This window comes from Micromonospora sp. BRA006-A (assembly GCF_033433935.1).
GTDB classification, from domain to species: Bacteria; Actinomycetota; Actinomycetes; order Mycobacteriales; family Micromonosporaceae; genus Micromonospora; species Micromonospora aurantiaca.
On record NZ_JANCLW010000001.1, the window covers coordinates 2,739,613 to 2,764,729 of the forward strand.

The following is a 25,117-nucleotide window of genomic DNA, read 5'->3' on the forward strand; positions in this document are numbered from 1 at the left end:
GGCGGTGGGGGTGGCGGGGGAGCAGTTGAGTCGGCGTGGTTTGCCGGGGATGGCTCCGGAGTTGGCGGTGGCGGCGTTGCAGCGGGCGTTGGATGGTGGTGAGGGGCAGGTGGTGGTGGCGGATGTGCGGTGGGATCGGTTTGTGCCGTCGTTCACGGCGTTGCGTCCGTCGCGTCTGTTCACCGACATCCCCGAAGCACAGCCCGCACAGGCCGAGGAGGCGCCGAAGGGCGAGGACCGCGGCGCGGCGTCGGCGCTGCGCGAGCGGCTCGCCGCCGCCTCCGGGTCGGAGCGCGACCGCATCCTGCTCGACCTGGTCCGCGGCACCGCCGCGGCGGTGCTGGGACACGCCACGCCGAGCGGGATCAGGCCCGCCCGCGGCTTCCTCGAACTGGGCTTCGACTCGCTCACCGCAGTCGAGCTGCGCAACCGGCTGACCGCCGCGACGGGCATCGGACTGCCCGCCACCCTCGTCTTCGACCATCCCACCCCGAACGCGCTCGCCGGTCACCTGCGGGCCGAGTTGGTGCCCGAGCAGCCGGCGTTGCCGATCGTGGCCGAGATCGAACGCCTCGACAAGCTCCTCGGCGGGCTGCCGGGCGACCAGGTCGACGACGCGGTCGTCGGTCGGCTGGAGGACCTGCTGACCCGGTGGCGGGGCCGACCCGCCGCCACCGCACCGGCGTCGGCCGCCGGAGAGGAGTTGGAGTCGGCCAGCCGGGACGAGCTCTTCGACATCATCCAGCGGGAGTTCGGCAAGTCCTGAGCGGACACTGCCCGACCCCGGGCGGGACGGGCCGGGAAAAGGGACACCCGACGGCGCCGGACGCCTGACCGGCGCCGTCGGGCAGGCGCGGCTGCCTAGGGGTCCACGTATCCCGTCTAGGGGTGTGCCGGCGCGGGCCCGGCTCCGTAGGGTCGGAGCACGCCAGGCCGTCTCGCCCTGCCCACCGGCAGCCGAGCGGTACGGATGTGGGTGCGTGCGGTGCCCCGGATGGACGGGAGGTCCGCATGGCCGGATCCGGCTTGCCTCAACTGCTCGCCATCAGCGACCTGCACGTGGTGCACGCGGAGAACAAGGCCATCGTCGAGCGGCTGCGGCCGGAGCGCGACGGCGACTGGCTCGTCGTCGCCGGCGACGTCGGGGAGTTCGTCGGCGACATCGAGTGGGCGCTGGGACTCCTCAGCCGCCGCTTCGCCAAGGTCATCTGGGCCCCCGGCAACCACGAGCTGTGGACTCCCCGCGAGGACCCGATCCAGCTGCGGGGGGACGCGCGCTACCAGCACCTGGTGCAACTGTGCCGAGGGCTCGGGGTCGTCACCCCGGAGGACCCGTACCCCGTCTGGGACCCGCAGGGCGACGACCCGGTCCTGATCGCGCCGCTGTTCCTGCTCTACGACTACACCTTCCGGCCCCCGGGGACGTACACGAAGGAGCAGGCCCTGGCACGGGCCCACGAGGTCGGCGTGGTCTGCACCGACGAGATCCTGCTGCACCCGGACCCGTACCCGACGCGGGACGCCTGGTGCCGGGCGCGGCTGGCCCTGACGGAGCGGCGGCTGACCGCCGAGCGCGGCGGGCTGCCCACCGTCCTGGTCAACCACTTCCCGCTCGTGCGCGAGCCCACCCGGATCCTGCGGTACCCCGAGTTCGCCCAGTGGTGCGGTACCGAGGCCACGGCCGACTGGCACGTCCGCTTCGACGCCCGCGTCGCCGTCTACGGCCACCTGCACATCCCGCGCACCACCTGGTACGACGGGGTCCGGTTCGAAGAGGTCTCGGTCGGCTACCCGCGGGAGTGGCGCCGCCGGTCGACGCCCCCCGGCCGGCTGCGCCGCATCCTGCCGTCGGCCGCCTGAATGGCCCTCGTGGCGCTGGTCACCGCCGCTCCCGGAGCCTGCCGTGACGCCGCTCGCGGGCCGGTCGATCAGGGGTTCTCTAGGGGTTGGGCGGGTGTTGGGCGCTCAGTACCGTCCAGTCACGGTGGCGGGCGTGTGTCGGCGGGACCGTCCGGCGTGGCGGGCGCCTGAGCAGGCACGACGACCGGAATCAGGAACAGGTGTGGGGTTCGTGAGCCGAACGGCCGCGTCTGCACCCACCTGTGCACGAAGCCGGCCCGCCGGCGGTGGTGTGGTCAACGAATCGGCAGATTCCGATCGATAGCAAGCTCTGGGCGGGTGGGTCATGGCGGACGAAGACAAGCTCCTCGAACACCTGAAGTGGGTGACCTCCGAGCTCCGCCTGGCGCGTCGGCGCCTGACCGAGCTGGAGGACGAGGACGCCGAGCCGATCGCGATCGTCGGCATGGCCTGCCGCTTCCCCGGTGGCGTCGCCTCACCGGAGGACCTCTGGGACGTCGTCGCCGGCGGGGTGGACGCCACCGGCGCGTTCCCCGACGACCGGGGCTGGGACCTCGACCGGCTCTACGACCCCGACCCCGACCACCCCGGCACCACGTACAGCAACCGGGGTGGCTTCCTGCGCGACGCCGGCCTGTTCGACCCGGCCCTGTTCGGGATCTCGCCGCGCGAGGCGCTGGCCATGGACCCGCAGCAGCGCCTCCTGCTCGAGGTCACCTGGGAGGTCTTCGAGCGGGCCGGCATCGACGCCGCGTCGGTGCGGGGCAGCCGTACCGGGGTGTTCGTCGGCACCGCGGGGCAGGACTACACGTCCGTGCTGCGGCAACTGCCCGAGGGCACGGAGGGCTACGTCCTCACCGGCACCGCCGCGAGCGTCATGTCCGGCCGGCTGGCCTACTCCTTCGGACTGGAGGGGCCGGCCGTCACCATCGACACCGCCTGCTCCTCGTCGCTGGTCGCCCTGCACCTCGCCGGCCAGGCCCTGCGCGACGGTGAGTGCTCCCTCGCCGTGGCCGGCGGCGTCACCGTGCTGGCCACGCCGGGCGCCTTCGTCGAGTTCTCCCGCCAGCGAGGGCTCGCCTCCGACGGGCGGTGCAAGGCGTTCTCCGCCGACGCCGACGGGACCGGCTGGTCCGAGGGCGTCGCCATGTTGCTCGTCGAGAAGCTCTCCGACGCCCGGCGCAACGGGCACCCCGTCCTGGCGGTGATCCGGGGCAGCGCCGTCAACCAGGACGGCGCGAGCAGCGGGCTGACCGCCCCCAACGGCCCCGCGCAGCAGCGGGTGATCCGGCAGGCGCTGGAGAACGCCCGGCTCAGTCCGTCCGACGTGGACGCCGTCGAGGCGCACGGCACGGGCACCCGGCTCGGCGACCCGATCGAGGCGCAGGCGTTGCTGGCCACGTACGGGCAGGGCCGCACCGCCGACCGCCCGCTGTGGCTGGGCTCGCTGAAGTCGAACATCGGCCACCCGCAGGCCGCGGCCGGCGCCGGCGGCGTCATCAAGATGGTGATGGCGATGCGGCACGGCGTGCTGCCGCCCACCCTGCACGTGGACCGGCCCTCACCGCACGTCGACTGGTCGACCGGCGCCGTGGCCCTGCTCGACGAGGCGCGCCCGTGGGCCGGCGGCGAGCACGTCCGCAGGGCGGGCGTGTCGTCCTTCGGCATGAGCGGCACGAACGCCCACCTGATCCTGGAGCAGGCGCCGGCCCCCGACCCGGCCGGCGACCACGCCACCCCGTCCCGCCGTCCCGCCGTCGTGCCCATGCTGCTCTCCGCCGCGCAGCCGGCCGCGCTCGCCGCGCAGGCGGACCGGCTGGCCCGTCGGCTCAGCGACGACGAGGAGCCGCGCCCGCTCGATGTGGCCTGGTCGTCGGTGGTGTCCCGCGCGACGCTCGACCGGCGTGCGGTGGTGCTCGCCGAGGACCGCACAGGTCTGCTGGCGGGCCTGCGGTCCCTGGCGGCGGACGCGCCGTCGGGCACCGTGGTCGCCGGCCAGGCCGGGGACCGGGGTCCGCTGGCGGTGCTCTTCTCCGGCCAGGGCGCGCAGCGCACCGGCATGGGCCGCGAGCTGTACGCCGAGTTCCCCGTCTTCGCCGCCGCCCTCGACGAGGCGTGCGGGCATCTCGACCGGGTGCTGCCGCGCCCGCTCAAGGAGGTGCTGTTCGCGCCGGAGGGCTCCGCCGAGGCGGAGCTGCTGGACCAGACCGCGTTCACCCAGGCCGGGCTCTTCGCCGTCGAGGTGGCGCTGTTCCGCCTCGTGGAGTCGTTCGGCGTGGTGCCGGACTTCGTGGGCGGGCACTCGATCGGTGAGATCGCCGCCGCGCACGTGGCCGGGGTGCTGTCCCTCCAGGACGCCTGCCTGCTGGTGGCGGCGCGGGGCCGGCTCATGCAGTCGCTGCCCGACGGTGGCGGCATGCTCGCCGTGGCCGCCGACGAGGCAGCCGTGACGGAGTCGATCGCCGGGCTGACCGACCGGGTCGGCATCGCGGCCGTCAACGGCCCGACCTCCGTCGTGGTCTCCGGCGCCGTCGACGCCCTCGACGAGGTGGACCGCGTCTGGCGCGACCGGGGTGTGCGTACCCGCCGGTTGGCCGTCAGTCACGCGTTCCACAGCCCGCTGATGGAACCGGTGCTGGAGCGCTTCCGCGGCATCGTCGAGCGGCTGGACCTCGCCGCCCCCACGCTGCCGATCGTGTCGAACCTGACCGGTGCGCTCGCCGACGCCGACGAGATCCGCACCGCCGACTACTGGGTACGGCACGTCCGCGAGGCGGTCCGCTACGCCGACGGGCTCGCCGCGCTGCGCGACGCCGGGGTCGACACCTTCCTGGAGATCGGCCCGCAGAGCGTACTGACCGCGATGACGACCGACGTGCTGCCCGACGACGACGTGCTCGCCGTCGCAGCCCAGCGCCGGGACCGGCCCGAGGCGCAGGCGCTGCTGCACGCCCTCGCCGAGCTGCACGTGCACGGGTTGCCGGTGTCCTGGCGGGAGTGGTTCGCCGACACCGGCGCCGCCCGGGTCGACTTGCCCACGTACGCCTTCCAGCGGGAGCGGTTCTGGCCCGAGGTGCTGCCGTGGCGGGTCGGCGACGTGTCGGGCGCCGGCCTCGGCGTCGCGGGGCACCCGCTGCTCGGCGCGGCGGTGCGGCTCGCCGGCGACGACGAGGTGGTGCTGACCGGCCGGCTGTCGACGTCGACGCACCCGTGGCTGGCCGACCACGTGGTCGGCGGCAACGTGGTGGTGCCGGGCACCGCCCTGGTGGAGCTGGCGGTCCGCGCCGGCGACGAGGTGGGCGCGTCGCGGGTACGGGAGCTGACCGTGGCGGCGCCGCTGGTGCTGCCCGAGTCCGGGGCGGTACGCGTGCAGGTGCGCGTCGGCGCTGCCGACGACGCCGCCGTGCGGACGGTGTCCGTGTACTCCCAGCCCGAGGAGGACGACGACACCGACTGGGTGCGGCACGCCGACGGCCTGCTCGAACCGGTGTCGGCCGACGAGCCGGGGCTCGGCGAGTGGCCGCCGGCGGGCGCGACCGAGGTGGACCTGACCGGCTGGTATCCGGCGCTGGCCGAGCACGGCCTGTCGTACGGGCCGGTGTTCCAGGGCGTACGGCGGGCCTGGACGGCCGACGGTGGGGCGTACGCCGAGGTGGCGCTGCCGGACGGGGCGGCCGGCGAGGCGGGCGCGTTCGGGGTGCACCCGGCGCTGCTGGACGCCGCGCTGCACCCGGTGGCGCTCCTGCTCGAGTCCGAGGCCACGGGCGGGCCGCGCGTGCCGTTCGCGTTCGAGGGCGTGCAGGTGCACGCCTCGGGCGCCCGGACGCTGCGGGTGCGGCTGACCCGGGACGGCTCCGGGGTGCGGCTGGTCGCCTGCGACGGCTCGGGCGCGCCGGTGGTGTCGGTGGACTCGCTGGTGCTGCGGGAGATGACCGCGACGGCGACCCGGGGCGGTGCCGCCCGGTCGCTGTACGAGGTGACCTGGCAGGCCGAGCAGATCGAGAGCGTCGACGACCTTCCGGGGTGGGCGGTGCTGGGCCGGCCGGCACCGGACGCGCTGCCGGAGGTGCCGGTCTTCGCGGACGTGGCGACCCTGGCGGCGGACGGGGCCACGGCCCGGCGGGTGCTGCTGACGGTGCCCGCCGCCGTTCCCGGCGTCGCCGTGCCGGAGGCCGTGCGGGCGGTCACCAGCGGTGTGCTGGACGTGCTGCGGTCCTGGCTCGCCGCCGAGCCGCTGGCCGACACGAAGCTCGTGGTGGTGACCCGGGGCGCGGTGGCCAGCGGGGACGACGACCAGGTCACCGACCTCGCTGCCGCCGCCGTCTGGGGCCTGCTGCGCTCGGCGCAGTCGGAGCACCCGGGGCGGATCGTCCTCGCCGACGTCGAGGGCGAACTGACCCCCGCGACCCTCGCCGTGCTGGCCGGGGTCGCCGTCGACCCGTCGGTCTCCGGCGGCCAGCTCGCGGTGCGCGGCGAGCGCACCCTCCTGCCGAGGCTGGCGCGGCCGGTGGGCGACGAACTGACCCCGCCGCCCGGCCCGTGGCACCTCGCCCCCGTCACCGGCGGCACCCTGGACGGCATCGCGCCGGTGCCGGCCACGCCCGCGGAGCTGGGCGAGGACCAGGTGCGCGTCGCGGTGCGCGCGGCCGGCGTGAACTTCCGCGACGTGCTGATCGGCCTGGGCATGTACCCGGATCCGGCGGCCGTGATGGGCAGCGAGGGCGCGGGCGTCGTGGTCGAGGTCGGCCCCGGCGTGACCGACCTGGCGCCCGGCGACCGGGTGATGGGCATGTTCGAACTCGGGTTCAGCCCGCAGGCCGTCGCCCATCGCCGGCGCATCGCCAAGATGCCCGCCGGCTGGTCCTTCACCCAGGCGGCGTCCGTCCCCCTGGTCTTCCTGACCGCGTACTACGCGCTGCGGGACCTCGCCGGGTTGCGGGCCGGTGAGTCGGTGCTGATCCACAACGGCGCCGGTGGCGTCGGGATGGCCGCCATCCAGCTCGCCCACCACCTCGGCGCCACCGTCCACGCGACGGCGAGCCCCGGCAAGTGGGGTGTGCTGCGGGGCCTGGGCGTTGCCGGGGAGCGGATCGCGTCGTCGCGGACCACTGAGTTCGAGCAGGTCTTCGGCGCGGCCACCGGCGGTGCCGGGGTGGACGTGGTGCTCGACGCCCTCGCCGGTGAGTTCGTGGACGCGTCGCTGCGGCTGCTGCCGCGCGGTGGCCGGTTCGTGGAGATGGGCAAGGCCGACGTACGCGACCCGGAGGCGGTCGCCGCCGACCACCCGGGCGTGGCGTACCGCGCCTTCGACCTGAACGAGGCGGGCAGCACCCGCATCGGCGAGATGCTCACCGAGATCCTCGACCTCTTCGCGCGGGGCGCGCTGCGTCCGCTGCCCGTACGGGCGTGGGACGTGCGTCAGGCCCGGCAGGCGCTGCGGCACGTCAGCCAGGCCCGCCACGTCGGCAAGGTGGTGCTGCGCATCCCCGCGCCCGCCGACCCCGACGGCACCGTGCTGCTCACCGGCGCGGCCGGAACCCTGGCCGGCGTGCTCGCGCGGCACCTCGTCGCCACCGGCCAGGCCCGCCGCCTGCTGCTGGCCTCCCGCCGCGCACCCGGCCGGGACGACGCGTACGCCACCCTGGTCCGGGAACTGACCGACGCGGGCGCCGACGTCACCGCCGTGGCCGTCGACGTCAGCGACCCCGCACAGGTCACCGAGCTGGTCGCCGGGATCGACCCGGCGTACCCGCTGACGGCGGTGGTGCACACCGCCGGGGTGATCGCCGACGCGACCATCGGTTCGCTGGACGATTCCGCCCTGCGTACGGTGCTGGCGCCGAAGGTGGACGCCGGGTGGGCGTTGCACGAGGCCACGCGGCACCTGGACCTGTCGGCGTTCGTGCTGTTCTCGTCGGTGGCGGCCACCCTCGGCTCGCCGGGGCAGGGCAACTACGCGGCCGCGAACGCGTTCCTCGACGCCCTCGCGCAGCACCGCCGGCAGCAGGGGCTGCCCGCCACCAGCCTCGCCTGGGGCATGTGGGCCACCGACAGCACGATGACCGCCCACCTCGACGGCGACGACCAGCAGCGGCTGCGGCGCGCCGGGATGAGCCGGGTCTCTCCGGCCGAGGGCGCCGAACTCTTCGACGCCGCCCTGCCGGCGGCCCGACCGGTGCTCGTCGCGGCCCGCCTCCACGTCACCGGCGAGGCGAGCGGCGTACCGCCGCTGATGCGGCACCTGCTGCGCGGCGGCGGCCGGCGCCGCACCGCCACCGATCGGCCCAGTGCCGGAGCGTCGTGGCGGGAGCGGCTCGACGGCCTGTCCGAGGCGGACGCCCGGCAGGCGCTCGTCGACCTGGTCTGCGGCCAGGCCGCCACGGTGCTGGGGTACGCCTCGGCACAGGCGGTCCCCGCCGCCCGCGCCTTCAAGGACCTGGGCTTCGACTCGCTGACCTCGGTGGAACTGCGCAACCGCCTCGGTGCGGCCACCGGGCTGCGGCTGACCGCCACGCTGGCCTTCGACCATCCCACCCCGGCCCGGCTGGCCGAGCACCTGTTCGCGCAGCTCGGCCCGGCCACAGGAGCCGGCGCCACCGTCCGTACGGTCGTCACCGCCGACGCCGACGAGCCGATCGCCATCATCGGCATGGCCTGCCGCTACCCCGGCGGCGTCGCCACCCCCGAGCAGCTGTGGCAGCTCGTCACCTCCGGGGCCGACGCCATCGGCGAGTTCCCGGCGGACCGCGGCTGGGACCTCGACCGGCTGTACGGCACGGACGGCGACCAGGCCGGCGGCACCGTCACCCACCAGGGCGGCTTCCTCTACGACGCGGCCGACTTCGACGCCGGCTTCTTCAACATCAGCCCTCGTGAGGCCCTCGCCATGGACCCGCAGCAGCGGCTGCTGCTGGAGACCGCCTGGGAGAGCTTCGAGTACGCCCGCATCGACCCCGCCGCCCTCAGCGGCACCGCCACCGGTGTCTTCGTCGGCGCCGCCTCATCCGGCTACGCCACCAGCGGACGCGACGACCTGGACGGCATCGAGGGGCACCTGCTGACCGGCACGGCGGGCAGCGTCGCCTCCGGGCGGGTCGCCTACATGTTCGGCCTCGAAGGCCCGGCGGTCACCGTCGACACCGCCTGCTCCTCGTCGCTGGTGGCGCTGCACCTCGCCGCCCAGGCGCTGCGCGGCGGCGAGTGCGACATGGCCCTGGCCGGCGGGGTGGCGCTGATGGCGCAGCCCGGCATGTTCTCCGAGTTCTCCCGGCAGGGCGGCCTCGCCCCGGACGGGCGGTGCAAGGCGTTCGCCGCCGGCGCGGACGGCACCGGCTGGTCCGAGGGCGTCGGCATGCTGCTCGTGGAGCGCCTCTCCGACGCCCGGCGCAACGGGCACCGGGTGCTCGCCCTGCTGCGCGGCTCCGCCGTGAACCAGGACGGCGCGTCCAACGGGCTGACCGCGCCGAACGGCCCGTCGCAACAGCGGGTCATCCGCCAGGCCCTGGAGAACGCGCGGCTCGCCCCGGCCGACGTGGACGCGGTCGAGGCGCACGGCACCGGCACCGTCCTCGGCGACCCGATCGAGGCGCAGGCGGTGCTGGCCACCTACGGCCAGGACCGTGCCGCCGGCGAGCCGCTCTGGCTCGGCTCGATCAAGTCGAACATCGGCCACTCCCAGGCGGCCGCCGGGGTGGCCGGCGTGATCAAGATGGTGCTGGCGATGCGGCACGGCGTGCTGCCGCCGACCCTGCACGTGGACGAGCCCTCGCCCCACGTCGACTGGACTGCCGGAGCCGTCGCCCTGCTCACCGAGGCCCGGCCGTGGCCCGCCGTCGACCGGCCCCGACGGGCCGCCGTGTCGTCGTTCGGCATCAGCGGCACCAACGCGCACACCGTCATCGAGCAGGCACCCGGCGAGCCGGCCCCGGCGCCCGTGCCGGCGGGGCACGTTCCCGGCCTTGCCGGGCCCGCCGCCGTACCCCTGCCGGTCTCCGGCAGAAGCCCCCGAGCGCTCCGGGCGCAGGCTGCCCGCCTCGGCGAACGGCTCGCCGGCGACGCCGACCTCGACCCGCGGGACCTCGGCTTCTCCCTGGCCACCCAGCGGGCGCACCACCCGTACCGCGCGGTCGTCGTGGCCAACGGCCGGGACGACGCGCTCGCCCGGCTGGCCGCCCTCGCCGACGGCGACACCTCCCCGGCGGGCGTGGACGCCGCGTCGAAGGTCGTCTTCGTCTTCCCCGGCCAGGGCTCCCAGTGGACTTCGATGGCGCTGGACCTGATGGAGACCTCGCCGGTCTTCCGGCAGCGGATGGACGAGTGCGCCGAGGAGCTGTCCCGGCTGGTCGACTGGAACCTGGGGGACGTGCTGCGGCAGGCGCCCGGCGCGCCGCCCCTGGACCGGGTGGACGTGGTCCAGCCCGCGCTCTTCTCCGTCATGGTGTCCCTCGCGCAGCTCTGGCGCGCGTGCGGCGTCGAACCGGCCGCCGTCATCGGGCATTCGCAGGGGGAACTCGCCGCGGCCTGCGTCGCCGGCGCGTTGACCCTCGCCGAAGCCGCGCGGCTCGTCGTGGCGCGCAGCCACGGCCTGCTGTCGATCGCGGGTCGCGGCGGCATGGTCTCCGTGCCGCTCCCGGCCGCCGACACCGAGCGGCTCATCGCGCCGTGGCGGGGCAGCCTCTCCGTCGCCGCCCTCAACGGCGCCGCCGTGACAGTGGTCGCCGGCGACTCGGCGTCGGTCGCCGAACTGCTCGCGCACTGTGCCGAGCGCGACGTCCGCGCCCGGCAGATCGCCGTCGACTTCGCGGCGCACAGCGGCCACGTCGACCCGATCCGCGACGAGGTGATCGCCCGGTTCGGCACTGTGGACCCCCGCTCCAGCACCGTGCCCTTCCACTCCACAGTCGCCGGCGAGCCGATCGACACCGCCGGGCTCGACGCCGACTACTGGTACCGCAACCTGCGGGAGCCGGTCCGGCTCGCGCCGGTCGTGGACCAGCTGATCGAGCAGGGCTTCCGGACGTTCGTCGAGGTCAGCCCGCACCCCGTACTCAAGATCGCCGTGCAGGACGCGCTCGACCGGAAGGCCGGCGGCGGCGTGGTGGTGGGCTCGCTGCGCCGCGACGGGCACGGGCCGCGTCAGCTACTGGCCAACCTCGGCGAGCTGCACGTCGCCGGCGTGCCCGTCGACTGGTCGCGCGTCTTCGCCGGCTCCGGCGCCACCCCTGTCGACCTGCCCACGTACGCCTTCCAGCGGGACCGGTTCTGGCCGGTGCTCGACCGCTCCGCCACCGGCGACGTGTCGGGCGCGGGGCTGGGCGCGGCAGGGCACGGGCTGCTCGGCGCGGCGGTGCGCCTCGCCGGCGACGACGAGGTCGTGCTGACCGGCCGGCTGTCGGCGTCCACGCACCCGTGGCTCGCCGACCACGTGGTCGGCGGCGCCGTGGTGCTGCCGGGCACGGCCCTCGTCGAGCTCGCGGTGCGCGCCGGCGACGAGGTCGGCGCCTCCCGGGTGCGGGAACTGACCGTCGCCGCGCCGCTGGTGCTGCCGAACCCGGGCGCGATCCGCGTGCAGGTGCGCGTCGGCGCGGCCGACGGCTCCGGAACCCGGAGCGTGGCGGTGCACTCGCAGCCCGACGGCGATCCCGAGGACCCCTGGACGCGGCACGCCGACGGTCTGCTGGAGCAGGCCACCGACGAGCCGGCGTTGGGCTCCTGGCCGCCGGCCGGAGGCACCGAGGTGGACCTCGCCGGCTGGTATCCGGCGCTCGCGGAGCGCGGCCTGGCCTACGGGCCGGCGTTCCGGGGCCTGCGGCGGCTGTGGACCGCCGGCGACGAGGTGTACGCCGAGGTGACCCTGCCGGACGAGGCGGCCGGCGACGCCGACGGCTTCGCCGTGCACCCGGCGCTGCTGGACGCCGCCCTGCACCCCGTCGGGCTGCTGCTGGCCGAGCGCTCCGGCGGACCGCGCGTGCCGTTCGCGTTCGAGGGCGTGCAGGTGCACGCCTCCGGAGCCCGGACGCTGCGGGTGCGGCTGACCCGGGCGGGCTCGCGCGTGCGGCTGGTGGCCGGGGACGAGTCCGGCGTGCCCGTGGTGTCAGTCGAGTCGCTCGCCCTGCGGGAGATGACCGACGCCACCGGCGCGGAGGCCGCGGAGCGGTCGATGTTCGAGGTGACGTGGCAGGCCGAGACGGTCACCCCGGCGCGGGACGTCTCCGGCTGGGTGCTGCTCGGCGACGGACCCGCCCCGGCGGACCTCGTCACGCCGGTGTTCCCGACCGTCGGCGAGCTGACCGCGGCGGTCTCGGCCGGTACGGTCGAGGCGCCCCGCGCGCTCGTGGTCCCCGTGCCCGCCGGCACCCCGGAGGGCGACCTGCCCGACGAAGTCCGTACGGCCACCGCCCGCGTCCTGGCCGTGCTGCACTCCTGGCTGGGCAGTGAGGCGCTGGCCGACACCACGCTCGTCGTGCTGACCCGGGCGGCGGTGGCCGCCACCCCGGCGGACGCGGTGCGGAACCTGCCCGGCGCGGCGGTCTGGGGCCTGCTGCGCTCGGCCCAGTCCGAGCACCCGGGGCGGATCGTCCTCGCCGACGTCGACGGGGAACTCACCCCGGCCACCCTCGCCGTGCTGGCCACCGTGGCCCAGGATCCGTCGCCGACCGGCGGCCAGGTGGCCGTACGCGGCAACGAGGTGCGCACGCCCCGCCTGGGCCGGCCTGCCGGCCAGGCCGCCGACGACCTCGTCCCGCCGGACGGACTGTGGCGGGTCGGGGCGGTCAGCCCCGGCACCCTCGACGGAGTCGGCATGGTGCCCGCCACCTCCGCCGCCCTGGACGCGGGCCAGGTGCGCATCGCGGTGCGCGCGGCCGGCGTGAACTTCCGCGACGTGCTGATCGGCCTGGGCATGTACCCGGATCCGGCGGCCGTGATGGGCAGCGAGGGCGCGGGCGTCGTGGTCGAGGTCGGCCCCGGCGTGACCGACCTGGCGCCCGGCGACCGCGTGCTCGGCATGTTCGAGCCGGCCTTCGCCCCCGAGGTGATCGCCACCCGCGACCTCGTGGCGAAGATCCCCGCCGACTGGTCGTTCGCGCAGGCCGCCTCCGTGCCGGTGGTGTTCCTGACCGCGTACTACGCGCTGCGGGACCTGGCCGACCTGCGGGCCGGTGAGTCGGTGCTGATCCACAACGGCGCGGGCGGCGTCGGCATGGCCGCCATCCAGCTCGCCCGGCACTGGGGCGCGACGGTCCACGCCACCGCCAGCCCCGGCAAGTGGGGCGTGCTGCGGGAACTCGGGGTGGCCGAGGAGCGGATCGCGTCGTCGCGGACCACCGAGTTCGAGCAGACCTTCGGCGCGGCCACCGGCGGTGCCGGCGTCGACGTGGTGCTCGACGCCCTCGCCGGTGAGTTCGTGGACGCGTCGCTGCGGCTGCTGCCGCGCGGTGGCCGGTTCGTGGAGATGGGCAAGGCCGACGTACGCGACGCCGAAACCGTCGCCGCCGACCACCCGGGCGTAACCTACCGCGCGTTCGACCTCAACGAGGCCGGGCACCGGCGCATCGGGGAGATGCTCACCGAGCTGCTCGACCTGTTCGCGCGCGGCGCGCTGCGCCCGCTGCCGCTACGGGCGTGGGACGTGCGCCAGGCCCGGCAGGCGCTGCGCCACATCAGCCAGGCCCGGCACATCGGCAAGGTCGTCCTGCGGGTGCCCGCCCCCGCCGACCCGGACGGCACCGTGCTCGTCACCGGCGCCGGCGGCGCCCTCGCCGGCGTGTTCGCCCGGCACCTCGTCGCCACCGGCCAGGCCCGGCACCTGCTGCTGGCCTCCCGCCGTGGCCCCGAGCACTACCGGGAGCTGGTAGACGAGCTGACCCGCGCGGGCGCCCGGGTCACCGCCGGCACCGCCGACGTGACCGACCCCGTGCAGGTGACCCGGCTGCTGGAACTGGTGGACCCGGCGCACCCGCTGACCGCCGTGGTGCACACCGCCGGGGTGATCGCCGACGCGACCATCGGTTCGCTGGACGATTCCGCCCTGCGTGCGGTGCTGGCGCCGAAGGTGGACGCCGGGTGGGCGTTGCACGAGGCCACGCGGCACCTGGACCTGTCGGCGTTCGTGCTGTTCTCGTCGGTGGCGGCCACCCTCGGCTCGCCGGGGCAGGGCAACTACGCGGCCGCGAACGCGTTCCTCGACGCCCTCGCCCGGCACCGGCGTGAGCAGGGGCTGCCCGCCACCAGCCTCGCCTGGGGGCTGTGGGCGACCAGCAGCGCCATGACCGCCCACCTGGGCGGCAACGAGCACCGCAAGGCGATCCGCGCCACCAGCGCCCCGTTGACCGACCGGCAGGGCGTGGCGCTGTACGAGCTGGCGCGACAACGCGGCGCGGCGCACCTCGTCCTCATGAACCTGCCGCCGGCGTCGCGGGCGACCGGCCAGAACGTGCCCAGCCTGCTGCGGGACGTGGTCCGTGCGGGAGGCCCGGCCCGGCGCGCGGTGGGTCGCGGCCTCGCGGACACCGCCTCCGTACGCGACCGGCTGGCGACGCTCGGCCCGGCGGAGCGGCGCTCCCACCTGCTCGACCTGGTGGCCGCCGGCGTGGCGGCAGTGCTCGGGCACCGTTCGGCGGAGACCGTCGACGCCCAGCGCGCCTTCAAGGAGCTGGGCTTCGACTCGCTCACCTCGGTGGAGCTGCGCAACCGGCTCTCCGCCGCTACCGGCCTGCGGCTGCCCGCCACCGTGGCGTTCGACTACCCGACACCGGTGGTGCTCGCCGAGTTCCTGGACCGGGAGCTCGGCGGCGCGGCAGTCGTGGACCGGCCCGTGGCGGTCGGCACCGCCGCCGCCCTCGACGAACCGATCGCCATCATCGGCATGGCCTGCCGGTTCCCCGGCGACGTGCAGACCCCCGAGCAGCTCTGGGACGTGGTCACCGCCGGCACCGACGTCATCTCGCCCTTCCCCACGGACCGGGGCTGGAACCTCGACGACCTGCGCGCCGACGGCGAGGACCCGGGCGCCGTACCACGGCAGGGTGGCTTCCTCCACGACGCCGCCCAGTTCGACGCCGCCTTCTTCGGGATCTCGCCCCGCGAGGCCCTGGCGATGGACCCACAGCAGCGGCTGCTGCTGGAGACCTCCTGGGAGGCCTTCGAGCGGGCCGGGATCGACCCCCACTCGGCGCGGGGCAGCAGCACGGGCGTCTACGTCGGCCTGATCTACCACGACTACGCCTCCCAGGCCGCCGGTGGCACCGACGGACTGGACGGCCACGTCGGCAACGGCAGCGCCGGCAGCGTCGCCTCCGGCCGCATCTCGTACCTGTTCGGCCTGGAGGGCCCTGCCGTCACCGTCGACACCGCCTGCTCGTCGTCGCTGGTGGCGCTGCACCTGGCCACCCAGGCGCTGCGGCAGGACGAGTGCCGCCTCGCCCTCGCCGGCGGGGTGAGCGTCATGTCCACCCCCGGCATGCTCACCGAGTTCTCCCGGCAGCGCGGCCTGTCGCCCGACGGGCGGTGCAAGGCGTTCGGCGCCGGCGCCGACGGCACCGGTTTCGCCGAGGGCGTCGGCATGCTCCTGCTGGAGCGACTCTCCGACGCGCAGCGCAACGGTCACCGCGTGCTCGCCGTCGTGCGCGGCAGCGCCGTCAACCAGGACGGCGCCAGCAGCGGTCTGACCGCGCCGAACGGCCCCGCCCAGCAGCGGGTGATCCGGCAGGCGCTCGCCAACGCCCGGCTCGCCACCACCGATGTGGACGCCGTCGAGGCGCACGGCACCGGCACCGCCCTCGGCGACCCGATCGAGGCGCAGGCGCTGCTGGCCACGTACGGGCAGGGCCGACCGCAGGACCGTCCGCTGTGGCTGGGGTCGGTCAAGTCGAACATCGGCCACGCCCAGGCGGCGGCCGGTGTCGCCGGTGTGATCAAGATGGTGCTGGCCATGCGGCACGGCGTGCTGCCGCCGACCCTGCATGCCGAGAAGCCGTCCCCGCACATCGACTGGACGGCCGGGTCGGTCGCGCTGCTCACCGAGGCCCGGCCGTGGCCCGCCGTCGACCGGCCCCGCCGCGCGGCGGTGTCGTCGTTCGGCATCAGCGGCACCAACGCGCACACCATCGTCGAGCAGGCCCCCGAGCCCGCCCCGGCGCAGGCCGCCCCCGCCACGGGCGTCCCGGGTGACCTCGTCGCCTGCGTCCTGTCGGCCCGCGACGAGGCCGCCCTGCACGAGCAGGCGCGCCGGCTGCGGACCCTCGTCGACGGCGAGCCGGACCTGACCATCGCCGGCGTGGGCCGGGCCCTCGCCACCGCCCGCAGCGCCTTCGAGCACCGCGCCGTGCTGCTGCCCGCCGACCGCGCCGGGCTGCTCGCCGCCCTCGGTGCGCTGGCCGACGACGAGCCCTCGGCCGCCGTCGTGCGGGGGATCGCCCGCAGCGGCCGCACCGCCGTCCTCTTCTCCGGCCAGGGCGCGCAGCGCGCCGGTATGGGTCGCGGGTTGTACGGGGCGTTCCCGGTGTTCGCCGCGGCTCTGGACGAGGTGTGCGGTCACCTGGATCCGTTGTTGTCGCGTCCGTTGCGGGAGGTGCTGTTCGCGTCGGAGGGTTCTGCCGAGGCGGGGTTGCTGGATCAGACGGTGTTCACGCAGGCGGGGCTGTTCGCGGTCGAGGTGGCGTTGTTCCGGCTGGTGGAGTCGTTGGGTGTGGTGCCGGACCTGGTGGCCGGGCACTCCGTCGGTGAGATCGCGGCGGCGCACGTGGCGGGTGTGTTGTCCCTGGCTGACGGGTGTGCGTTGGTCGCGGCGCGGGGTCGGTTGATGCAGGCGTTGCCGGCCGGCGGCGGCATGCTCGCTGTCGCCGCCGACGAGGCCGCGGTGGCCGAGTCGATCGTTCCGCTCGCCGGCCGGGTCGGCGTCGCCGCCGTCAACGGCCCCACCGCCGTGGTGGTCTCCGGCGCCGCCGAGGCCCTCGACGAGGTGGAGCAGGCATGGAAGGACCGGGGTGTGCGTACGCGCCGGCTCACCGTCAGCCACGCGTTCCACAGCCCGCTCATGGAGCCGATGCTGGCCGAGTTCCGGCAGACGCTCGACGGGCTGACGTTCCACTGGCCCGTCCTGCCGATCGTGTCGAACCTGACCGGGCAGGTCGCCGACCCCGACGAGATCGGCACCCCCGACTACTGGGTTCGCCACGTACGCGAGACCGTCCGTTTCGCCGACGGGATCGCGAGCCTGCGCGAGCGCAACGTCCGTACCTTCCTCGAACTGGGCCCCGACGCGGTGCTCGCCGGCATGGTGGGCGCCTGCCTGCCGGACGACGACGCGACGGCGGTCGTGGCGACCCTGCGCCCCGGCCGACCCGAGCCGGCGTCGCTGGTCCACGCGCTTGCGGAGCTGTACGCGCACGGCACGCCGGTCACCTGGACCGCCCTCCTGCCGGCCGGAACCCGCCCGGTCGACCTGCCGACGTACCCGTTCCAGCGGCAGCGCTTCTGGCCGGCCGTGGGCCGGCTGCGCGCCGGCGACGTCAGCGGCGCCGGCCTCGGCGTGGCCGAGCACGGTCTGCTCGGCGCGGCCGTGGACCTGGCCGGCGACGACGAGATCGTGCTGACCGGCCGGATCTCCCCGACCACCCACCCTTGGCTGGCCGACCACGTCGTCTCCGGCGTGCCGCTGGTCCCGGGCACGGCCCTCGTGGAGCTTGCCGTCCGCGCCGGCGACGAGGCGGACCTGCCGCGGTTGCGGGATCTGACGGTGCTCGTGCCGCTGGTGCTCCCCGAGTCCGGCGCCGTACGGATCCAGGTGCGGGTGTCCGCGTCGGAGTCGCTGCAGCGCCCCGTCGCCGTCTACTCCCGCCCCGACGACGACCCCGAGGCGGGCTGGACCCGGCACGCGGAGGGCGTGCTGGAACCGGCCACGGCCGACGAACCGCAGCCGACCGCCTGGCCGCCCGCCGGCGCCACCGAGGTGGACCTGACCGGCTGGTACCCGGCGCTCCTTGAACACGGCCTGTCGTACGGGCCGGCGTTCCAGGGGCTGCGCCGGGTGTGGACCGGCGAGGACGACGTCTTCGCCGAGGTGGTCCTGCCGGACGACGCGGCGGCGGAGGCGGCTCGCTTCGGCGTGCACCCGGCGCTGCTGGACGCCGCCCTGCACCCGATCGGGCTGCTACCCGGCGCCGAGGAGACGGGCGGGCCGCGCGTGCCCTTCGCCTTCGAGGGCGTACAGGTGCACGCCTCCGGCGCGAGGCTGCTGCGGGTGCGGTTGACCCGCAACGGCTCCGCGGTGCGGCTGACCGCCCGCGACGAGGCGGGCGCGCCGGTGGTGTCGGTGGACTCCCTCGTCCTGCGGGAGCTGACCGGGGTGGCCGCCCCGAACGCGGCGTCGCGCTCCCTGTTCGAGGTGGCCTGGCAGGCCGAGGAGGCCGATCCGGTCGACGACGCGTCGGGCTGGGCGGTGCTGGGCGGGCCGGCCCTGCCGGGCGTCCCCGGTGGCCCCTCCGCCGAGACGATCCGGCAGCTGCGCGCCGCCATCGACGCCGGCATCGCCCCGCCGCGCCTGCTGCTCTTCACGCCGGCCGCGTCGCCCGCCGACGACGGCGACCCGGCGGAGGCCGTACGCACGGTCACCGCCGACGTGCTGGGCCTGGTGCAGGAGTGGCTGGCCGTCGACGCGCTGGCCGACTCGAAGCTCGTGGTGGTGACCCGGGGCGCGCTGGCCGTCCGCGACGGGGACCGGGTGAGCGACCTGGCCGCCGCGGCCGTGTGGGGCCTGCTGCGCTCCGCGCAGTCCGAGCACCCCGGTCGCATCGTCCTGGCCGACGTCGACGACGCGATCAACCCCGGCACGCTGGGCGTCCTGGCCCGCTTCGCCGCGGACCCGGCCGGCGGTCAGGTCGCGGTGCGTGCGGGCGGGGTGTTCGTGCCGCGTCTGGTGCGTGCGGTCGCTGCGGTGTCGGTGGAGACGCCGGTTGTGGGTGACGGTGCGGTGCTGGTGACTGGTGGTACGGGTGCGCTCGGGGCGTTGGTGGCGGAGCACCTGGTGTCGGTGCACGGCGTGCGGTCGCTGGTGCTGGTGTCGCGGCGTGGTCCGGGGGCTGCGGGTGCGGGTGAGTTGTCGGAGCGGTTGTCCGGGTTGGGTGCGTCGGTGCGGGTGGTTGCCTGTGACGTGACGGACCGGGATCAGGTCTTCGGGCTGGTGGCGGAGGTTTCCGCTGGGGGTCGGCTGGCGGGTGTGGTGCACACCGCCGGTGTCCTGGATGACGGCGTGGTCGAGCGGGTCACCGAGGAGCGTCTGGCAGGGGTGTTGGCGCCGAAGGTGTCGGCGGGTTGGTTGTTGCATGAGGCGACGGCGTCGCTGGATCTGGATCTGTTCGTGGTGTTCTCGTCGGTGGCGGGTGTGTTGGGTTCGCCGGGTCAGTCGGCGTACGCGGCGGGTAACGCGTTCCTGGACGGGTTGGCGGTCCACCGGCGGCAGCTCGGGTTGCCGGCGGTGAGTCTGGCGTGGGGGATGTGGGACACCGCCGGCATGGCCGCCTCGATCGGCGGCAACGACCGGGCCCGCACGGCACGCGCCGGACTCCGACCGATGAACGCCCGCACCGGCCTGGAACTCTTCGACGCCGCCGTGGGGGCACAGCGGGCGGCCCTGGTGCCGGCCGTGATCGACGTACCCGCGCTGCGGGCGGCAGCAGCCGGCGCGGTCGTACCGCCGATGCTGCGCAACCTGGTCGACGTGGCGACGACCCGCCGCCGCGTCGGCCAGGGCGCCCCCGGCGGCTGGGCCGACCGCCTCACCGGCCTCAGCGCAGAGGACGGCCTCGCGCAGGTCGACCAGCTGATCCGGGGCCTGGTCGCGCAGGTTCTCGGGCACGGCGGCGCCGAGGCGGTGCCGGCCGACCGGGCGTTCAAGGATCTCGGCTTCGACTCGCTGACCGCCGTCGAGCTGCGTAACCGGGTGAACGGCGCGACCGGCCTGCGCCTCACCTCGACCCTGGTGTTCGACCACCCGTCCCCGCAGGTCCTGGCGGCCCACGTGTACGCGGAACTCGCCGGCACCCGGCCCGGCACCGTCACGACGGACGAGGCGGCGACCGGCGACGCCGACGAGGCGATCGCGATCGTGGGCATGGCCTGCCGCTACCCCGGCGGGGTGGAATCCCCCGACGAGCTGTGGAAGCTGGTCAGCGCCGGTGGGGAGGGCATCGGGGAGTTCCCGGCCGACCGGGGCTGGGAACTGGAGTCGCTGTACGACCCGGACCCCGACCACGCCGGCACCTCGTACACCCGCCACGGCGGTTTCCTGTACGGCGCGGCGGAGTTCGACCCCGGTTTCTTCGGTGTCTCGCCGCGCGAGGCCCTCGCCATGGACCCGCAGCACCGGCTGCTGCTGGAGGCGTCCTGGGAGACGTTCGAGTCGGCGGGCCTGGACCCGTCGGGCCTGCGGGGCAGCCGGACCGGTGTCTTCGCGGGCGTCATCTACCACGACTACTCGACGCGCCTGATGGAGACGCCCGAGGTCGAGGGCTACATCGGCACCGGCAACTCGGGCAGCGTGCTGTCCGGCCGGGTCGCCTACACCTTCGGCCTCGAAGGCCCGGCGGTCACTGTCGACACGGCGTGCTCGTCGTCACTGGTGGCGCTGCACCTCGCGGTGCAGGCGCTGCGCAGCGGTGAGTGCGACCTCGCGCTCGCCGGTGGCGTGACGGTGATGGCCACGCCTGGCACGTTCGTGGAGTTCTCGCGGCAGCGTGGTCTGTCGGCCGACGGCCGGTGTAAGTCGTTCGCGGCGTCGGCGGACGGTACGGGTTGGTCGGAGGGCGTCGGTGTGCTGCTCGTGCAACGACTCTCGGACGCGCAGCGGGAGGGCCGGCGGATCCTGGCGGTGGTGCGGGGCAGCGCCGTGAACCAGGATGGCGCGTCGAACGGGTTGACGGCGCCGAATGGTCCGTCGCAGCAGCGGGTCATCCGCCAGGCCCTGGCGAACGCGCGTCTGTCGCCGTCCGATGTGGATGTGGTGGAGGCGCACGGCACGGGTACGACGCTGGGTGACCCGATTGAGGCGCAGGCGTTGCTGGCGACGTACGGGCAGGACCGGCAGGGGCGGGAGCCGCTGTTGTTGGGGTCGATCAAGTCGAACATCGGGCATGCGCAGGCGGCAGCCGGTGTGGCTGGTGTGATCAAGATGGTGTTGGCGATGCGCCACGGCGTCGTCCCGGCGACGCTGCACGTGGATGAGGCGTCTCCGCATGTGGACTGGTCGGCGGGGGCGGTCGCTCTGGCCGCCGAGGCGGTGCCGTGGCCGCGGGTGGGTCGGCCGCGTCGGGCGGGGGTGTCGTCGTTCGGGATCTCCGGCACGAACGCGCACGTGATCATCGAGCAGCCGCCCGCTGAGGTGGTTGAGGGGGAGGTCGTCGTCCGCGAGGTGCCGGTGGTGCCGGTGCTGCTGTCGGCGCGCTCGGAGGCGGCACTCGCCGCTCAGGCGGGCCGGTGGGCGCGGTGGCTCGCCGTCGACGGGGCCCGACGTGGCGTGGATGTGGCCTGGTCCTCCGTCACCACCCGGCCCGCGTTGGAGCACCGGGCGGTGGTGTCCGGGGCGAGCCGGGACGAGCTGCTGGCGGGTCTCGCGGCAGTGACGGCCGGCGAGCCGTCGGGGGCCGTCGTCACCGGTTCCGCCGCCGTACGCGGCCAGCTGGCGCTGCTGTTCTCGGGTCAGGGTGCGCAGCGTGCCGGGATGGGTCGGGAGTTGTACGGGGTCTTCCCGGTGTTCGCCGCCGCGCTGGACGAGGTGTGTGCGCAGCTTGATCCGTTGTTGCCGCGCCCGCTGCGGGAGGTGCTGTTCGCCGAGGCGGGCACCGCCGAGGCGGGGTTGCTGGATCAGACGGTGTTCACGCAGGCCGGGTTGTTCGCGGTCGAGGTGGCGTTGTTCCGTCTGGTGGAGTCGTTCGGGGAACTGGTGTTGATCAAGCCCTGGTGGTGTTGCCGGTCGTGTCGAACGTGACCGGTGCCCTGGCCGGTGACGAGATCTGCACGCCGGAGTATTGGGTGCGGCATGTGCGCGAGGCTGTGCGGTACGCCGACGGGATCACCGCCCTGCGGGCTGCCGGTGTGGACACGTTCCTGGAGGTCGGGCCGCGCAGCGTCCTGACCGCGATGGCCGCCGACCTGCTGCCCGACGAGGCCGTGCTGGCGGTGGCGGTGCAGCGCCGGGACCGTCCGGAGGCGCACGCGTTGCTGTACGCCCTGGCGGAGTTGCACGTGCACGGCGTGCCGGTGACCTGGACGCAGTGGTTCGCCGGGACCGGCGCACGGCGGGTCGACCTGCCCACGTACGCCTTCCAGCGGGAGCGGTACTGGCCCGAGCCGGCGAACCGGCCGCGGCAGACGGCGACCGACGGCGGTGACGCCGACTTCTGGAAGGCCGTCGAACGCGGCGACCTGAGCGCCCTCGCTGCCCAGTTCGGCGACGACGGCGCCGCCCTGGACGCCCTCACCCCGGCCCTGCCGGTCCTGTCGACCTGGCACCGGGCGCGCACGCAGCGGGCAATCCTGGACGCAGGGTCGTACCGCGTCGGATGGAAGCGCGCCGACATCACCGCCGGCCCGGCGCGCCCCGGCGCGTGGCTGCTCGTGACGGCGCAGGACGACCTGGCGGACGGCACCCGGGCGGAGGCGGTCACCAAGGCCCTCGCCGAGGTCGGCGCCGACGTGGTCCGGCTCACCGTCGACCCGGCCGGCACCGACCGGGCGGGCCTCGCCCGGCGGCTGGGCGACGCGCTGGCCGACGGTCCCGTCACCGGCGTGCTCTCCCTGCTCGGCCTCCGCGACCAGCCGCACCCCGCCCACCCGGCCGTGCCGGTCGGGACGGCCGCCACGCTGCTGCTGCTCCAGGCGCTGCACGACACCGGGGCGACGACCCGGCTGTGGTGCCTGACGCAGGGCGCGGTCAGCACCGGCGACGGGGACACCGTGCACGCTGCCGTCCAGAGCGGGCTCTGGGGCCTGGGGCTCGTGGCGGGCCTGGAACACCCCCACCTGTGGGGCGGGCTGGTGGATCTGCCCGAGCAGGCCGACGCGACGGCCTGGGACCGGCTGGCGCGGGTGGTGACCGGCGCCGGCGACGAGGACCAGCTTGCCGTACGCCCCTCCGGGGTGTTCGTCCGTCGCCTGGTCCGCTCGGCGCCCGCCGCCCCCGACACGGCGCAGCGGTGGCGGCCGTCCGGCACCGTGCTGGTCACCGGCGGCACGGGCGCGCTGGGCGCGCACGTGGCCCGCTGGGCGGCGGCCAACGGGGCGGAGCACGTCGTGCTGACCAGCCGCCGCGGCGGGGACGCCCCGGGGGCCGTGGAGCTGCGCGAGGAGCTGATCGCCCAAGGCGTACGGGCGTCGGTCGTCGCCTGCGACGTCGCCGAGCGCGACCAGGTGGCGGCGCTGCTGGCCCGCCTCGACGAGGATCCGGCGCCGCTGACGGCCGTGGTGCACGCGGCGGGCGCCGGCGAGTCCGGGCTGATCGCCGACACCGACCTGACCGCGTTCGCGGGCGTGCTCGACGGCAAGGTGGCCGGCGCGCTGCACCTGGACGCCCTGCTCGGCGACCGGCCGCTGGACGCGTTCGTGCTCTTCTCCTCCATCGCCGGGGTGTGGGGCAGCGGCGGGCAGTCCGCGTACGCCGCCGGCAACGCCTTCCTCGACGCGCTCGCCGAGCAGCGGCGCGGCCGGGGCCTGGCGGCGACGTCCGTGGCCTGGGGACCGTGGGCCGACGGCGGCATGGCCACCGGCGAAGCCCAGCAGATGCTGGCCCGGCGCGGCCTGACCGCCATGGCGCCGGCCGACGCCGTGCACGCCATGCGGTACGCCGCAGGCCTGCCCAGGGCGACGCTGACCGTGGTGGACGTCGACTGGGCGGTCTTCGCCCCGGCGTACGCCTCGGCCCGCCCCCGGCCGCTGCTCGACGACATCGCCGAGGCCCGGGAGGCGCTGCACGCCCACGCCGTGGAGCAGCAGCCCGGCGGTGCCGCCGACGCCCTGCGGGAGCACCTGCTCACCCTGCCCCGCCCCGAGCGGGTCCGGCACCTGGTCGACCTGGTCCGTACCCACGCCTCGGCCGTGCTCGGCCACGCGGGAACGGACCGGGTCAAGCCGCAGCGGGCGTTCAAGGAGCTCGGATTCGACTCGCTGACGGCGGTCGAGCTGCGCAACCGACTGACCGGCGTCACCGGCCTGTCGCTGCCCGCGACCCTCGTCTTCGACTACCCGAACCCGGCCGTGCTCGCCGAGAACCTGCTCGACGGCCTGCTGCCCGAGGCGGCGCAGGCGGACGACGGCGACCCGGCGGAGGCGGCCGTCCGGCAGACGCTCGCGGCGATCCCGCTGGCCCGCCTCCGTGAGGCCGGGCTGCTGGACCTGCTGCTCAACCTCGCCGACACCGACGGCGACGACGGTGACGAGTCCACCGACGAGAACCTGGACCTCGACGACCTCGACACCGACGCCCTCGTCAGGCTGGCGCTTGACGGAACCGATTCCTGACCGTTGTCCCGAGTACGGAGCTCATGATGTCTACGTCCGCAGACAAGGTCGTCGAGGCGCTTCGCGCGTCGCTCAAGGAGACGGGCCGCCTCCGTCAGCTCAACCAGCAGCTGACCGCCGCCGCCAGGGAGCCGATCGCGATCGTCGCGATGTCCTGCCGCTATCCGGGTGGCGTCGCCAGCCCTGAGCATCTCTGGGACCTGGTGGCCTCCGGCGGCGACGCGATCGGCGGCTTCCCGACGGACCGGGGCTGGGACCTGGACAACCTGTACGACCCGGACGCCGACCGGGCCGGCCGCTCCACCACCCGCGAGGGCGGCTTCCTCTACGACGCGGCCGACTTCGACGCGGAGTTCTTCGGCATCTCGCCGCGCGAGGCCGTGGCGATGGACCCCCAGCAGCGGCTGCTGCTGGAGACGTCGTGGGAGGCGTTCGAGCACGCCGGCGTCGCGCCCGCCTCGATGCGGGGGCAGAAGGTCGGCGTCTTCGTCGGCACCGCCGCCAACGGCTACGGCATGGGCCCGCAGAGCGAGGCCGAGGGCGCCGACGAGGGCTACCTGCTGACCGGTACGGCCACCAGCGTCGTCTCCGGGCGGATCGCGTACGCCCTCGGCCTGGAGGGCCCCGCGGTCACCGTGGACACCGCCTGCTCGTCGTCGCTGGTCGCCCTGCACCTGGCGTGCCAGGCGCTGCGGCAGGGCGACTTCGACCTGGCCCTGGCCGGCGGCGTGTGCGTCATGGCCACCCC

The 25,117-nt window shown here is 75.4% G+C and carries 3 protein-coding genes and 1 pseudogene; all 4 read left to right on the forward strand.

What is annotated here, in order from left to right; all coding sequences use genetic code 11:
* The coding region (locus tag NMK34_RS12880) for a phosphopantetheine-binding protein (RefSeq protein WP_318333561.1) at nt 1-766 on the forward strand (766 nt) is incomplete at its 5' end.
* A 245-nt stretch (nt 767-1,011) separates the two neighbouring features.
* Nucleotides 1,012-1,860, forward strand: a complete 849-nt coding sequence (locus tag NMK34_RS12885; protein ID WP_318333562.1) for a metallophosphoesterase — start codon at nt 1,012-1,014, stop codon at nt 1,858-1,860.
* Between the two features lie 325 nt (nt 1,861-2,185).
* Nucleotides 2,186-24,369, forward strand: a pseudogene (locus tag NMK34_RS12890) (SDR family NAD(P)-dependent oxidoreductase).
* 26 nt (nt 24,370-24,395) lie between these two features.
* A partial coding sequence (locus NMK34_RS12900; protein WP_318333565.1) for a beta-ketoacyl synthase N-terminal-like domain-containing protein occupies nt 24,396-25,117 on the forward strand: 722 nt, incomplete at its 3' end.